The sequence below is a fragment of the Pseudomonas syringae pv. coryli str. NCPPB 4273 genome (assembly GCF_000972175.1).
Lineage (GTDB): Bacteria > Pseudomonadota > Gammaproteobacteria > Pseudomonadales > Pseudomonadaceae > Aquipseudomonas > Aquipseudomonas syringae.
The window spans coordinates 1-14,253 of sequence record NZ_AWQP01000042.1; the positions used below are offsets into that span (position 1 = coordinate 1).

A 14,253-nucleotide genomic window follows, 5' to 3' on the forward strand; every position below is an offset into this window, starting at 1 on the left:
ACCACCGAGATCTACACTCTTTCCCTACACGACGCTCTTCCGATCTGCTGACGACGCAGAGTGCGACGTTAGTGACGGCTGAGTCCTGGCGCTGATCCGACCCCCGGATCAGTGACAGGGCGAAGGAACCCGACGAAGTCGGGCCGGAAACCGGAGCGAGGGGGTTTGCCTACTTTGGCCCCATCAAAGTAGGTCGCCGAGGGACGAAAAGGTGACCTGAGCCGTACCCTAATCCACCTGACGAAGAAAAGCCGCCGTGTGACGCAGAGCGTCACGAACTGCATTCCCACGCGGAGCGTGAGGAACGATAGTCATCAGGCTCCGGGCCGGACCTCACCCAACCCCAATCCACCTGATGTCGCAGAACCGCCGTGTGACGCAGAGCGTCACGAACTGCATGCCAACGCGGAGCATTGGCACGATAATCAGCTGAATTTGTTTACAGCTCCGGGCGCGGAGCATGCGGAACGAGAGGCGTCCGGGCAATTGCCTTTCTTGCTGGAGCCCCATGCCCCCGGCCTGTTAACATTCCGCGCTTGATCGACCTAATTCGGGATTTTCCATGACCACCGTTCGTACCCGCATCGCGCCATCGCCCACAGGCGACCCCCACGTCGGCACGGCCTACATCGCGCTGTTCAACTACTGCTTTGCCAAACAGCATGGCGGCGAGTTCATCCTGCGCATTGAAGACACCGATCAACTGCGCTCTACCCGCGAGTCCGAACAGCAGATCTTCGACGCACTGCGCTGGCTGGGCATCGACTGGAGCGAAGGCCCCGACGTCGGTGGTCCTCACGGCCCCTACCGCCAAAGCGAGCGCGGCGACATCTACAAGAAATACGCGCAGCAACTGGTCGACATGGGCCATGCCTTCCCGTGCTTCTGCACTGCTGAAGAACTGGACCAGATGCGCGCCGAACAGCAGGCCAAGGGCGAAACCCCGCGTTATGACGGTCGCGCCTTGCTGCTCTCCAAGGAAGAAGTCCAGCGCCGCCTGGACGCTGGCGAGCCACACGTGATCCGCATGAAAGTGCCGACCGAAGGCGTCTGCATCGTCCCTGACATGCTGCGTGGCGAAGTCGAAATCCCGTGGGACCGCATGGACATGCAGGTCCTGATGAAGACCGACGGCCTGCCGACCTACTTCCTCGCCAACGTCGTCGATGACCATCTGATGGGCATCACCCACGTATTGCGCGGCGAAGAGTGGCTGCCATCGGCACCCAAACTGATCCTGCTGTACGAATACTTCGGCTGGGACAAGCCGCAGTTGTGCTACATGCCGCTGCTGCGTAACCCCGACAAGAGCAAGTTGTCCAAGCGCAAGAACCCCACCTCGGTGACTTTCTACGAGCGCATGGGCTTCATGCCCGAGGCGATGCTCAACTACCTGGGGCGCATGGGTTGGTCGATGCCTGACGAGCGCGAGAAGTTCTCCTTGCAGGAGATGGTCGACAACTTCGACCTGTCGCGTGTTTCGCTGGGCGGGCCGATCTTCGATATCGAGAAGCTTTCCTGGCTCAATGGCCAATGGCTGCGTGATCTGCCAGTCGAGGAGTTTGCCTCGCGTCTGAAGACCTGGGCGCTGAATCCTGACTACATGATGAAGATCGCACCGCATGTGCAGGGCAGGGTAGAGACGTTCAGTCAGGTTGCACCGCTGGCCGGCTTCTTCTTCGCTGGTGGCGTCACGCCTGATGTGAAGCTGTTCGAACACAAGAAGCTGTCTCCGGAGCAGGTTCGTCAGGTGATCCAGTTGATCCTGTGGAAGCTGGAATCGCTGCGTCAGTGGGAGAAGGACCGCATCATGGGTTGCATCCAGGCCGTGGTCGAACATCTCGAACTCAAGCTGCGTGATGCCATGCCACTGATGTTCGCTGCGATCACCGGTCAGGCCAACTCGGTGTCGGTGACCGATGCGATGGAAATCCTCGGTCCGGACCTGACCCGCTTCCGGCTTCGTCAGGCACTCGATTTGCTGGGCGGCGTTTCCAAGAAAGAAAACAAGGAATGGGAAAAGCTGCTGGGCTCGATTGCCTGAGGCATTACCTGTTCCTGTGAATCGCCCCCGGTTCTCCGGGGGTTGAATGGTAAGTGGTTGTATTACCGACAAAAAATTTTGCAGATTGTAGAAAATAAATTTGACAGCCCTGTCACTCACGCTTAATATGCGCCCCGTCCACTGATGTGGGGCTTTAGCTCAGCTGGGAGAGCGCCTGCCTTGCACGCAGGAGGTCAGCGGTTCGATCCCGCTTGGCTCCACCAAATTTAGCGCTTCAGAGTGCTGCTACACTGCTCTGGAATGATGTGAAACAAGCGGATCCAGCGACCGTTTGCTTTACGAGAAGGTTTTGTCCCCTTCGTCTAGTGGCCTAGGACACCGCCCTTTCACGGCGGTAACAGGGGTTCGAGTCCCCTAGGGGACGCCAGTTTTACCGAGTGATGCCGGAAGGTTGATCTCCGCCGAGAGGCGTAAATACGGGGCCATAGCTCAGCTGGGAGAGCGCCTGCCTTGCACGCAGGAGGTCAGCGGTTCGATCCCGCTTGGCTCCACCAATTTTGCCAGGGTTCATCGTTCGATGAGCCTGACTGAAGGTTTTGCGTCCCCTTCGTCTAGTGGCCTAGGACACCGCCCTTTCACGGCGGTAACAGGGGTTCGAGTCCCCTAGGGGACGCCACGATTTCCCGCTCTGCGGGACCAAGGGTCATTCGATTATTGAATGGCCCTTTTGTTTTTTCAGGGTTCGAAAAATCCTTCTTTCTGTTTTTATCTATTGCCACACTCAACTGTAACCGACTCTCGTGCCGATACTGCGTTGGCATGCCGTTCAGGACACTCCGCGTCCTCTATGCGTTCGCAACGCAGTGCGCCGCGAACTGCATCCTCGCGCTGCAGCCCTCTTGGTTATACACAAGTCTTGTGGGAGCGAGCTTGCTCGCGAAGAGGCCGGTATAGCCCCCAGGAAATAGGGGTTGGATGCATCGTCTTCGTGAGCAAGCTCACTCCCACAGGTCTGTGACCAGTCTGCACTTACGGTTCCAGGCCTTTTATCCGGGCTTATCCAGACTTGTGTATGACTCTGAGCGCTGTAGCGTGAAGAGCAAAAGGCGTTCGGAGGGGCGCTTTTCATGCCAACGCGTGTGAACGCGCGCCATGACCCGCTACACTCCCGCCAATCACATCCACTCAAGCAGGAGCACGCATGGTCTGGGACCGGGCAACGCCGTTTGTCATCGATCTGAATGTCGCCGCCGAAGACATCGACGGGCTGGGGCACGCCAATAACGCCGTCTATGTGTCCTGGCTGGAACGCTGTGCCTGGCGTCATTCGCAGTTCCTCGGGCTGGACCTCACCGAATACCGACGCCTCGACCGTGCGATGGCGGTGGTCAGGCATGAGGTCGACTACCTCGCCAGCGCCTACGAGAACGACGAACTGCAACTGGCGACCTGGATCGTCGACTGGGACCGCCGGCTGAAAATGACCCGCTGTTTTCAGCTCAAGCGTCCTGCCGACAACCTGACCTTGCTGCGCGCGCAAACCACCTTTGTCTGCATCGAACTGTCCAGTGGTAAGCCCAAGCGTATGCCTGCCGAGTTCATCGAGGGCTATGGCGCAGCCATCTCTGACAGCGCCGTTCCCAATCCGCACGTCGGGCAGTAAACTGCCGGACTTTTTTTCGAGTGTGACCCATGCAAATTGCTCTGGCGCCCATGGAGGGGTTGGTCGACGACATCCTGCGTAATGTGCTGACGAAAGTCGGCGGCATCGACTGGTGCGTGACCGAATTCATCCGGGTGTCCGAGCGCTTGATGCCGGCGCACTACTTCTACAAGTACGCATCGGAGTTTCACCAAGGCGCGAAAACTGACGCAGGCACGCCGTTACGCCTTCAATTGCTGGGCTCTGACCCCGTGTGCCTGGCCGAGAACGCCGCGTTCGCCTGCGAGTTGGGCGCCCCCGTGCTGGACCTCAACTTCGGCTGCCCGGCCAAGACCGTCAACCGCTCGCGGGGCGGCGCGATCCTGCTCAAGGAGCCGGAATTGCTGCATTCGATCGTCAGCCAGGTACGCCGTGCCGTGCCCCAACATATTCCTGTCACCGCCAAGATGCGCCTGGGTTACGAAAACACCGATGGCGCGCTGGATTGCGCGCGGGCATTGGCTGACGGGGGGGCAGAGCAAATCGTCGTTCACGCCCGCACCAAGGTCGACGGCTACAAGCCGCCGGCGCACTGGGAGTGGATTGCGCGCATTCAGGAAGTGGTCAAGGTCCCGGTGGTTGCCAACGGGGAAATCTGGACCGTTGAGGATTGGCGCCGTTGCCGCGAAATCTGTGGCGCGCGGGACATCATGATCGGTCGCGGGCTGGTGGCGCGTCCCGATCTGGCCCGGCAGATCGCTGCGGCGCAGAAGGGCGAAGAGGTCGTGCCAATGACCTGGGACGAGCTGCAGCCGATGCTGCGGGTCTTCTGGCAGGACTGTCTGGCGAAGATGACGCTGATTCAAGCGCCGGGCCGGCTCAAGCAGTGGCTGGTGCTGCTAACTAAGAGTTATCCCGAGGCGACCCTGATGTTCAATACGTTGCGCCGCGAGACCGACTGCGATCGCATCAGCGTATTGCTGGGCTGCGCGCCCGGTTGCTTACCTAGAAGCTGATCCCGACGAACGGTCAAAAAAATCCTGAAAAAAGTCTCTTGAAAAGCGAAAGGCTGTCCCTATTTTGGTGATCAAGCGATGCCGAACACGGGTCGCGTAAACCACTCGCTGATAAACAGGAGAATTGTTATGGCTACTGCATTTTCTCTGGCTCCACTGTTTCGCAACTCAGTGGGATTCGACCGCTTCAACGACCTCTTCGAGTCGGCGGCACGAAATGAGACAACCAGCGGCTACCCGCCCTACAACGTCGAGCGGCACACCGATGACCATTATCGAATCGTGATTGCTGCAGCAGGCATGCAAGAGCAGGATCTCGAGTTGCAGGTTGAAAAAGGCGTGCTGACCGTGATCGGCAACAAGCGCGAGCAAGAAGCCGAAAACGTGACGTATCTGCATCAGGGTATTGCCCGGCGTGAATTCAAGCTGTCATTCAGGCTGGCGGACAATATCGAAGTCAAAGGGGCCGATCTGTCTCACGGCCTGCTGAATATTGACCTGGTGCGCAACGTGCCGGAAGAAGCGAAACCAAAGCGTATTCCGCTCAATAGCCAGAAAGCGCTGGAAAACTGATCCATCAGGTGATGTTGAGTCAGCGGCACGTAACGGAGAAGGCGCCTGCGGGGCGCCTTCTCTTTTTTCAGTCCTGATGTGCGGTTTGCTGCGCAGGCCGCTTGAGCTGCAGCAATGACTCGAACTGCGGGCCTGGCAGCGGCTCGCTGAACAGATAGCCTTGATAGGTGTAGCAGCCGACTTTTTCCAGAAATGCTAATTGCTCCGAGGTTTCCACGCCTTCCGCGATCACGTTCAGGTTGAGGCTCTGCGCCATGGCGACGATGGCGCGGATGATTTCTGCGTCATTGGGGTCGCTGGTGGCATCCTGGACGAAGGACTGGTCGATCTTCAGCGTATCCACCGGCAAACGCTTGAGATAGGTCAGGGACGAATAGCCGGTGCCGAAATCATCCATCGCAAAGCTGACGCCCAGCGCCTTTAAGCTGAGCATCTTGAGGATGGTGTCGTCCAGGTTCTGGATGACGATACCTTCGGTGATTTCCAGCTTGAGCATGGACGCAGGCAACTGATTCAGGGTCAGGCTGCGTTCCACGCGCTCGATGAAATCGTGCTGGAGAAACTGTCGCGGGCTGATATTGACGCCCATCAGGAATCTGTTTTCCGGGATCAGCCCCTGCCTTAACAGCAGGCCGCCGGTTTTGCAGGCTTCGTTCAGAATATGGCTGCCGACCTCCAGAATCATGCCGCTTTCTTCAAGTATCTGCACGAACTGATCAGGCGCCAGCAAGCCGTATTCGGGGTGTTGCCAGCGCAGCAGGGCCTCGGCCCCGGTGATGTATTCGTTGCGACAGTCGACCTGGGCCTGGAAGTGCAGGTGAAATTCGTTGCGGGTCAGGGCCAGGCGCAAGTCATTTTCCAGGCGCAGACGCTGGCTGACGGCCTGTTGCATGGACACATGGAAAAACTGCGAAGCGTTGCGCCCGCAATCCTTGGCCCGATACAGGGCAATATCGGCGCGTTTGAGCAGATCGGCCGGGGTCAGGCCATCATCCGGAATCAGCACCACGCCGATGCTCGGTGTGACCTGCAGGCGATGGCCGTCGAGAAACATCGGTTCGGCCAGCAGGTTGCGCAGGTTGTCGGCCAGCTCCCGCACTTGCCGGGTGACCTCGTCCTGCGAGCCTTCCAGGCCACAGATCAACACCACGAATTCGTCGCCGCCCAGGCGGGCCACGGTGTCTTCCTGGCGCACGCTGGCTTCCAGGCGCGCGGCGATGATGCTCAGGACGCTGTCGCCTACCGGATGGCCGAGCGAGTCGTTGATGTGCTTGAAATGGTCCAGATCTAGAAACAGCAGGGCGCCGCGCAGGTTCTGGTGCTGAAGCAGCGACACTTGCTGGCTCAGACGGTCGAGCAGCAGTGCGCGATTGGGCAGCCCGGTCAGCGGGTCGTGATAAGCCAGGTGCTGAATCTGCGCCTGGGCATTTTTAAGCGCGCCGATGTCGCGGGCGTTCATCAACAGGCAGGCGGTGTTGTTCAAGGTAATGAACTCGACCGATATATCCAGCACCAGCGGCGCGCCATGCTTGTCTCGACCGTCCATTTCCCGGTGATGCACGCGGCCTTTCTGGCGCAGTTCTTCAAGCATGTGTTCGCGCTGCAAGGTGTCGGTCCAGATACCGACTTCATGCGCTGTACGGCCGAGCACTTCCTGGGCGCTGAAACCGGTCAGGCGACTGAAGCCGTCGTTGACCTCGACATAGCGGCCCGAGTCGATTTCAGTGATGGTGATCGAGTCGGGGCTTGAATGAAACGCCTTGGCAAATTTCTCCTCGCTGGCCTCCAGGGCGACCTGAGCACACTGTTGGGTAATGTCCAGCAGGGTGCCGGCCAGCCTGACAGGCTGGCCCCGTTCATCTCGGTAAATCCGCGCGCGGCCTTCAAGCAGGCGTGATGTGCCGTTCTTCAACTGAAACCGGTAGGTGACTTGCAGACAGTCCTGCCCGGTTTCGAGTGCCACGGCATAGATCGCGCGCATTCGACGACGTTCTTCGGCGGGCAGGCTGCCGAAGAACTGCCCGCCAGACTCATCGACGGGCAGTGCCGGCATGCCGTGCAACAGCGCCGCGCGTGCCGAAGCCTGCAGCCGGTTGCGGACGATATCCAGATCCCAGGTGCCCATTTGCGCCAGGTCCAGTGCCAGCTCCAGGCGATCACGGGTTTCCTGCAGGGCCCGCTCTGCGTCTTTCAGCGACAGCCTGGCAGAGGCCGTCTGTGCGGTGGCTTTCGGCGCGGCGTTATCCGGTGGGTTGGGCATGGTATCCGAGCCTTTGATCGATGGAGCCGCCAGAGCGATCTGTCTGCGGCCTGCAGCCTCTATTCACTGTGTCTGCGCATCGAGCAGTTTCATGAATGCCCGTGCCGCATTCGATAGCGTGCGTTCGGTGTGCAGGATGTAGCCTAGCTGGCGATTGAGCTGCACGCCCGGCAGCGGAATGCGCGCCACCTGCTCGTCGAGCATGGTGCGCGGCAGAACGCTCCAGGCCAGGCCGATGGAAACCATCATCTTGATGGTCTCCATATAGTTGGTGCTCATGGCGATGTTGGGCTTGAGGCCCTGGGCCTCGCACAAGCCGCTGACAATGTGATGGGTAAACGTGTTACCGCCGGGAAATACCGCCGGATAGCGCACAATATCCTCTAGCTTCATCGGGCCGCTGTTGGCCAGCGGGTGCTCGGGTGCAGCGACGAAATCCAGCGGATCGTCCCAGACGGGCACGGCGCGGATCAGTGCATGCGGCTCGGGCGCCAGTGTAATGACTGCCAACTCGGCGCGCCCGTGAAGAATTTCTTCATAAGCGATTTCCGAATCCAGGAACTGAATGTCCAGTGCAACCTTCGGGTAAGTACGGGTAAAGGCCCGCAATATCGGCGGCAAACGGTGCAGGCCGATGTGATGGCTGGTCGCCAGAGTCAGTCGCCCGGTGACTTCCCCGGTCAGGTTGGTCAGTGCCCGGCGGGTGTCATCCAGCACGTTGAGAATCTGGTAGGCGCGCGGCAGCAGGGCGCGTCCGGCCTCGGTCAGACTGACTTCGCGGCCCAGGCGGTCGAACAGGCGCACGTTGAGTTGCTGCTCCAGACCGGCAATGCGCTTGCTGATGGCCGGTTGGGTCAGGTAAAGGCGTTCGCCTGCCCCGGAGAAGCTGCCGGTCTCGGCAATGGCGATAAAGGCATTGAGGTTGGCCAGGTCCATGGTCAGATTCCAGTTGGTTATCCAAAGTATGAAAATTATGAATTTGAGTTATTTAAGCATATTCCATAGGATGACCGCACAAGCCAAAGGGTCATCGCCACGATTGCCCAAGGCATAGAAAGAAGCTGATGAGGAAGTACGTCCGATGGCCGGGAAAACGCTCTACGACAAGCTCTGGGATTCGCATTTGGTCAAACAGCGCGACGACGGTTCGGCGCTGATCTACATTGACCGTCATATCATCCACGAAGTGACCTCGCCGCAGGCGTTCGAAGGTCTGCGGCTGGCGAAGCGCAAGCCGTGGCGGATCGACTCGATCATCGCCACGCCTGACCATAACGTGCCGACCACCGCGGAACGCAAGGGTGGCATCGGTGCCATCGAGGATCAGGTGTCGCGCTTGCAGGTGCAGACCCTCGACGACAACTGCGACGAGTACGGCATCACCGAATTCAAGATGAATGACCCGCGCCAGGGCATCGTCCACGTGATCGGCCCGGAGCAGGGCGCAACCCTGCCAGGCATGAGCGTGGTCTGCGGCGACTCGCACACCTCGACCCACGGCGCATTCGGTGCGCTGGCCCACGGCATCGGCACTTCCGAAGTCGAGCACGTGCTCGCCACCCAGTGCCTGGTCGCCAAGAAAATGAAGAACATGCTGGTGTCGGTCGAAGGGCAATTGCCGTTCGGCGTGACGGCCAAGGACATCGTACTGGCGGTGATCGGCAAGATCGGCACCGCAGGCGGTAACGGTTACGCCATCGAATTCGCCGGCAGCGCGATTCGCGACCTGTCGATCGAAGGGCGCATGACCATCTGCAACATGTCCATCGAAGCGGGCGCACGGGTTGGCATGGTGGCCACCGACGAGAAGACCGTCGAGTACGTCAAAGGCCGTCCGTTCGCACCCAAGGGCGCGGAGTGGGACCTCGCTGTCGAAGCCTGGAAGGACCTGGTGTCCGACCCGGACGCTGTGTTCGATACCGTGGTCAAGCTGGACGCCGCACAGATCAAGCCGCAGGTCAGCTGGGGCACTTCACCGGAAATGGTTCTGGCGGTTGATCAGAACGTGCCGGACCCTGCGCAAGAGCCGGATCTGGTCAAGCGCGGCTCCATCGAGCGTGCGCTCAAGTACATGGGCCTGAAAGCCAATCAGCCGATTACCGATATCCAGCTGGACCGGGTCTTCATCGGTTCCTGCACCAACTCGCGCATCGAAGACTTGCGCGCCGCTGCGGACGTTGCCAAAGGTCGCAAGGTGGCTTCAACCATCAAGCAGGCCATCGTGGTGCCAGGCTCGGGGCTGATCAAGGCGCAGGCCGAGAAGGAAGGGCTGGACAAGGTGTTCATCGAAGCCGGCTTTGAGTGGCGTGAACCGGGCTGCTCCATGTGCCTGGCGATGAACCCGGACCGCCTGGGTTCCGGCGAGCACTGCGCGTCGACCTCCAACCGTAACTTCGAAGGTCGTCAGGGGGCCGGTGGCCGCACGCATCTGGTGAGCCCGGCGATGGCCGCTGCCGCTGCGGTGAATGGCCGTTTCATCGATGTTCGCGACCTGATCCAGCACTGAGGAGTCCCGTATGAAAGCCTTTACCCAGCACCATGGCCTGGTCGCTCCTCTGGATCGTGCCAATGTCGACACTGACCAGATCATTCCCAAGCAGTTTCTCAAGTCGATCAAGCGCACCGGCTTCGGCCCGAACCTGTTCGATGAATGGCGTTATCTGGACGTGGGGCAGCCGTATCAGGACAATTCCAAGCGTCCGCTGAACCATGATTTCGTCCTCAACCACGAGCGTTACCAGGGTGCCAGTGTGTTGTTGGCCCGGGAAAACTTCGGCTGCGGCTCCAGCCGCGAACACGCGCCGTGGGCACTGGAGGAGTACGGTTTCTGCGCAATCATTGCGCCGAGCTATGCGGACATCTTCTTCAACAACAGCTTCAAGAACGGCTTGTTGCCGATCATCCTTTCCGAGGAAGACGTCGATCAACTGTTCAAGCAGGTAGAAGCCGAGCCCGGTTATCAGTTGAGTATCGATCTGCAGGCGCAGACTGTGACCCGCCCGGATGGCAAGGTTCTGAGCTTTGAAATCGATGCGTTCCGCAAGCATTGCCTGCTCAATGGTCTGGACGACATTGGCCTGACGCTGATGGACGCCGAGGCCATCGCCGGTTTCGAGAGCAAGCACCGCGCCAGCCAGCCGTGGCTGTTCCGCGACTGATCGATCTCCAGCGGATGCATGTTTGCCAGTAAGGTGCAATTGCGCCTTGCTGGCAAAAGTGTTTTCGCGGCACGCTAAATTTTCTGTGGTATCGAGCGTTTCAAGCAGGCGTTGTCAAAGACGCCGATGCACAAAATCGAGGATGTTATGAGCAAGCAGATTCTGATTCTCCCAGGTGATGGTATTGGTCCGGAAATCATGACCGAAGCGGTCAAGGTGCTGGAGCTGGCCAACGAAAAGTATCAACTGGGCTTTGAATTGACCCACGACGTGATCGGCGGCGCAGCCATCGACAAGCACGGCGTGCCGCTGGCCGATGAAACCCTGGATCGTGCCCGTGCGGCCGACGCCGTGCTGCTCGGCGCCGTCGGCGGCCCGAAATGGGACACCATCGAGCGCGACATCCGTCCTGAGCGCGGTCTGCTGAAAATCCGTTCGCAACTGGGCCTGTTCGGCAACCTGCGTCCGGCGATCCTTTATCCGCAACTGGCCGATGCGTCGAGCCTGAAGCCGGAAATCGTCGCCGGCCTGGATATCCTGATCGTTCGCGAGTTGACCGGTGGCATTTATTTCGGCGCGCCACGCGGCACGCGCGTGCTGGATAATGGCGAGCGTCAGGCCTACGACACGCTGCCGTACAGCGAAAGCGAGATCCGCCGCATTGCCAAAGTCGGTTTCGACATGGCCATGGTGCGTGGCAAGAAGCTCTGCTCGGTGGACAAGGCCAACGTTCTGGCGTCCAGCCAGCTGTGGCGCGAAATCGTCGAGCAGGTCGCCAAGGATTACCCTGAAGTCGAACTGAGCCACATGTACGTCGACAACGCTGCCATGCAACTGGTGCGTGCACCCAAACAGTTCGATGTGATCGTGACCGACAACCTGTTCGGCGACATTCTTTCCGATCAGGCGTCGATGCTCACCGGCTCCATCGGCATGCTGCCGTCGGCCTCGCTGGACACGGCCAACAAGGGCATGTACGAGCCATGTCACGGCTCGGCGCCGGACATCGCCGGCAAAGGCATTGCCAACCCGTTGGCGACCATTCTGTCGGTGTCGATGATGCTGCGTTACAGCTTCAATCTGACCGATGCGGCCGACGCCATCGAAAAGGCTGTCAGCCTGGTTCTGGATCAGGGTATCCGCACCGGCGACATCTGGTCGGAAGGCAAAGTCAAAGTCGGTACGCAGGAAATGGGCGATGCTGTAGTCGCCGCGCTGCGGAATCTGTAATCTCTCTGGCCCGCCGCCTGCTGTGTACGCGCAGAGCGGCGGTCCCACTTTTATTCAAGGTGTAGTTGCGATGAAACGTGTAGGTCTGATCGGTTGGCGTGGCATGGTCGGTTCCGTGCTCATGCAGCGGATGCGGGAAGAGCAGGACTTCGATCTCATTGAGCCGGTGTTCTTCACTACTTCCAATGTCGGTGGCCAGGCGCCTTCGGTGGGCAAGGATGTTGCGCCCCTGAAAGATGCCTACAGCATCGACGAGCTGAAAACCCTGGACGTGGTGCTGACCTGCCAGGGTGGCGACTACACCAATGAGGTGTTCCCCAAGCTGCGCGAAGCCGGCTGGCAGGGTTACTGGATCGATGCGGCGTCCAGCCTGCGCATGCAGGATGACGCGGTCATCGTGCTGGACCCGGTGAACCGCAAGGTCATCGACCAGCAACTGGACGCAGGCACCAAGAACTATATCGGTGGCAACTGCACCGTCAGCCTGATGCTGATGGGCCTGGGCGGTCTGTTCGATGCCGGTCTGGTCGAGTGGATGAACGTCATGACCTATCAGGCGGCCTCCGGCGCCGGCGCGCAGAACATGCGTGAGCTGATCCGGCAAATGGGCGCGGTGCATGCTTCGGTGGCCGATGATCTGGCCAATCCGGCCAGCGCCATTCTGGACATCGACCGCAAGGTGGCTGAAGCCATGCGCAGCGAGTCGTTCCCTACCGAGAACTTCGGCGTGCCGCTGGCGGGCAGCCTGATCCCGTGGATCGACAAGGCGCTGCCAAACGGCCAGAGCCGCGAAGAGTGGAAAGGCCAGGCCGAGACCAACAAGATCCTCGGTCGCTTCAAGAGCCCGATCCCGGTGGACGGCATCTGCGTGCGCATCGGTGCCATGCGCTGCCATAGCCAGGCGCTGACCATCAAGCTGAACAAGGATGTGCCGATTGCGGACATCGAAGGCTTGATCAGCCAGCACAACCCGTGGGTCAAGCTGGTGCCGAACAACCGCGAGGCCAGCATGCACGAGCTGAGCCCGACGGCGGTGACCGGCACCATGAGCATTCCGGTGGGGCGTCTGCGCAAGCTGAACATGGGTTCGCAGTACCTGGGCGCTTTTACCGTGGGTGACCAGCTGTTATGGGGCGCTGCGGAGCCGCTGCGTCGCATGCTGAGAATCCTGCTGGAGCGTTGAGACTTCGGTTTCACAGCAAACCCGCTTTCCGAAAGGGAGGCGGGTTTTTTAATGGCTGATACTTTTGATTTATCGTCCTTTGTCCCTATATATGGGATTGAAATTTACATATTGAGATAAGTGTAACAACAGGTTTATAGTCGTCCTGCACTCACTTCCAAAAAAACAACAGGTGACGCAATGCAGGCGCAATTGATCGCGCTCGATTGGGGGACAACCTCACTTCGTGCTTATCGACTTGGCGAACATGGCCAGGTACTGGAACAGCGCGCATTGAGCGCGGGCATCATGCAGTTGCCAACCACGCCGCGGCTGATCGCGGGGCAGTTCTGCAGTGACGGTTTCGAGCTGGCCTTTGACCAGGCGTGCGGCGACTGGCTCGATGCCCAGCCGGATCTGCAGGTGATTGCCTGTGGCATGGTCGGCAGCGCACAGGGCTGGCGCGAGGCGGCCTACCGGGAAACGCCGGCCAGCGTCAACGAACTGAGCGCAGCGTTGCAGACCGTGCGCAGCGTGCGCGGTGTAACCGTGCACATCATCCCCGGCGTCCTGCAGCGCTCGACCCTGCCCAACGTCATGCGTGGCGAAGAAACCCAGGTGCTGGGTGTGCTGGCAGGGCTCGAAGAAGGGCAGGGCAGCCAGCCTCTGCTGATCGGTCTACCGGGCAGCCACTCCAAATGGGTGCAGGTAGAGCGCGGCCGCATCGTTCACTTCGATACCTTCATGACCGGCGAGGTCTACGCCGCGCTCTGCGCCCACACCATTCTCGGACGCACCATGCAGCCTGCCGAGGCGTTCGATGAGCAGGCGTTTGACCGCGGCTTGTCGATTGCCCTGTCCGACGCGGGCTCCGCGGGGCCGCTGTCGACGATTTTCAGCACGCGAACGCTCGGCCTGACCGGGCAATTGAGTGCCAGCGCGCAACCTGACTATCTTTCCGGCCTGTTGATTGGCCATGAACTGGGCGCCATCGCCAGGCTGCATCTGCACAACCACGAACAATTGCCTGCGGTGATCCTCATCGGCAGCGATTCGCTGTGCACGCGCTATGCACGCGGGCTGGCCGTTTGTGGCTTTCCCGGGGTGACATTGGCCGAGCAGGCGACCGAGCGCGGTCTGTGGCAGGTCGCCGTGCAGGCCGGTCTGATCGCGCGCCGCTCGTCCCAACACATTCGAGAGGTTTGAC

Annotated in this window: 11 protein-coding genes and 4 tRNA genes; 13 read left to right on the forward strand and 2 right to left on the reverse strand. The window is 60.0% G+C overall.

Features of this window, described 5'->3' with window-relative positions:
- The first annotated feature begins 562 nt into the window (after window positions 1-562).
- From gltX to P406_RS17485, 8 genes are all read left to right on the forward strand, one after another.
- Window positions 563-2,044 carry a glutamate--tRNA ligase gene (gltX, locus tag P406_RS17450; protein WP_046236859.1) on the forward strand — a complete coding sequence of 494 codons (1,482 nt, stop codon included), beginning with the start codon at window positions 563-565 and terminating at the stop codon, window positions 2,042-2,044.
- Window positions 2,045-2,192: 148 nt separating this feature from the next.
- Window positions 2,193-2,268: transfer RNA gene (locus P406_RS17455), tRNA-Ala, on the forward strand.
- An 88-nt stretch (window positions 2,269-2,356) separates the two neighbouring features.
- A tRNA-Glu gene (locus P406_RS17460) sits at window positions 2,357-2,432 on the forward strand.
- 51 nt (window positions 2,433-2,483) lie between these two features.
- A tRNA-Ala gene (locus tag P406_RS17465) sits at window positions 2,484-2,559 on the forward strand.
- Window positions 2,560-2,605: 46 nt separating this feature from the next.
- A tRNA-Glu gene (locus P406_RS17470) sits at window positions 2,606-2,681 on the forward strand.
- A 525-nt stretch (window positions 2,682-3,206) separates the two neighbouring features.
- On the forward strand, window positions 3,207-3,668 hold the full coding sequence (locus tag P406_RS17475) for an acyl-CoA thioesterase (RefSeq protein ID WP_003409815.1): 462 nt from the start codon (window positions 3,207-3,209) through the stop codon (window positions 3,666-3,668).
- Window positions 3,669-3,697: 29 nt separating this feature from the next.
- Window positions 3,698-4,663 (forward strand): tRNA dihydrouridine synthase, encoded by a 966-nt coding sequence (locus tag P406_RS17480; protein WP_046236860.1) that lies wholly within the window; start codon window positions 3,698-3,700, stop codon window positions 4,661-4,663.
- A 129-nt stretch (window positions 4,664-4,792) separates the two neighbouring features.
- Window positions 4,793-5,236 carry an Hsp20 family protein gene (locus tag P406_RS17485; protein WP_003316521.1) on the forward strand — a complete coding sequence of 148 codons (444 nt, stop codon included), beginning with the start codon at window positions 4,793-4,795 and terminating at the stop codon, window positions 5,234-5,236.
- A gap of 67 nt (window positions 5,237-5,303) precedes the next feature.
- On the opposite strand, the gene P406_RS17490 is transcribed toward P406_RS17485, so the two are convergent.
- Both P406_RS17490 and P406_RS17495 read right to left on the reverse strand, forming a co-directional pair.
- Window positions 5,304-7,496, reverse strand: coding sequence for a putative bifunctional diguanylate cyclase/phosphodiesterase (locus P406_RS17490; protein WP_046236861.1), 2,193 nt, complete (start codon window positions 7,494-7,496; stop codon window positions 5,304-5,306).
- 63 nt (window positions 7,497-7,559) lie between these two features.
- The gene (locus tag P406_RS17495; protein ID WP_003345646.1) at window positions 7,560-8,432 is read right to left on the reverse strand and encodes a LysR family transcriptional regulator; all 873 of its coding nucleotides are present in this window, start codon (window positions 8,430-8,432) and stop codon (window positions 7,560-7,562) included.
- Between the two features lie 145 nt (window positions 8,433-8,577).
- Between P406_RS17495 and leuC the strand changes: the two genes are divergently transcribed.
- The 5 genes from leuC to P406_RS17520 all read left to right on the forward strand — a co-directional run bounded on the left by leuC (window position 8,578) and on the right by P406_RS17520 (window position 14,252).
- Entirely contained in the window at window positions 8,578-10,002 is a 1,425-nt protein-coding gene (gene leuC, locus P406_RS17500; RefSeq protein WP_003316525.1) for a 3-isopropylmalate dehydratase large subunit, read from the forward strand.
- Window positions 10,003-10,012: 10 nt separating this feature from the next.
- Complete coding sequence (gene leuD, locus P406_RS17505; protein ID WP_003419882.1) at window positions 10,013-10,654, forward strand: 3-isopropylmalate dehydratase small subunit; 642 nt, start codon at window positions 10,013-10,015, stop codon at window positions 10,652-10,654.
- 147 nt (window positions 10,655-10,801) lie between these two features.
- Entirely contained in the window at window positions 10,802-11,884 is a 1,083-nt protein-coding gene (gene leuB / locus P406_RS17510; protein WP_010435132.1) for a 3-isopropylmalate dehydrogenase, read from the forward strand.
- Between the two features lie 70 nt (window positions 11,885-11,954).
- Window positions 11,955-13,067 carry an aspartate-semialdehyde dehydrogenase gene (asd, locus tag P406_RS17515; RefSeq protein ID WP_002552957.1) on the forward strand — a complete coding sequence of 371 codons (1,113 nt, stop codon included), beginning with the start codon at window positions 11,955-11,957 and terminating at the stop codon, window positions 13,065-13,067.
- A gap of 180 nt (window positions 13,068-13,247) precedes the next feature.
- Window positions 13,248-14,252 (forward strand): 2-dehydro-3-deoxygalactonokinase, encoded by a 1,005-nt coding sequence (locus P406_RS17520; RefSeq protein ID WP_046236862.1) that lies wholly within the window; start codon window positions 13,248-13,250, stop codon window positions 14,250-14,252.
- Window position 14,253 lies beyond the last annotated feature (1 nt).

What these genes read in the sequence shown, in the direction of transcription:
- P406_RS17520 (WP_046236862.1), top strand. Translation starts at nt 13,248, where the DNA reads ATGCAGGCGCAATTGATCGCGCTCGATTGGGGGACAACCTCACTTCGT.
- leuC (WP_003316525.1), top strand. Translation starts at nt 8,578, where the DNA reads ATGGCCGGGAAAACGCTCTACGACAAGCTCTGGGATTCGCATTTGGTC.
- P406_RS17480 (WP_046236860.1), top strand. Translation starts at nt 3,698, where the DNA reads ATGCAAATTGCTCTGGCGCCCATGGAGGGGTTGGTCGACGACATCCTG.
- P406_RS17485 (WP_003316521.1), top strand. Translation starts at nt 4,793, where the DNA reads ATGGCTACTGCATTTTCTCTGGCTCCACTGTTTCGCAACTCAGTGGGA.
- P406_RS17495 (WP_003345646.1), bottom strand. Translation starts at nt 8,432, where the DNA reads ATGGACCTGGCCAACCTCAATGCCTTTATCGCCATTGCCGAGACCGGC.
- asd (WP_002552957.1), top strand. Translation starts at nt 11,955, where the DNA reads ATGAAACGTGTAGGTCTGATCGGTTGGCGTGGCATGGTCGGTTCCGTG.
- P406_RS17475 (WP_003409815.1), top strand. Translation starts at nt 3,207, where the DNA reads ATGGTCTGGGACCGGGCAACGCCGTTTGTCATCGATCTGAATGTCGCC.
- gltX (WP_046236859.1), top strand. Translation starts at nt 563, where the DNA reads ATGACCACCGTTCGTACCCGCATCGCGCCATCGCCCACAGGCGACCCC.
- leuD (WP_003419882.1), top strand. Translation starts at nt 10,013, where the DNA reads ATGAAAGCCTTTACCCAGCACCATGGCCTGGTCGCTCCTCTGGATCGT.
- P406_RS17490 (WP_046236861.1), bottom strand. Translation starts at nt 7,496, where the DNA reads ATGCCCAACCCACCGGATAACGCCGCGCCGAAAGCCACCGCACAGACG.
- leuB (WP_010435132.1), top strand. Translation starts at nt 10,802, where the DNA reads ATGAGCAAGCAGATTCTGATTCTCCCAGGTGATGGTATTGGTCCGGAA.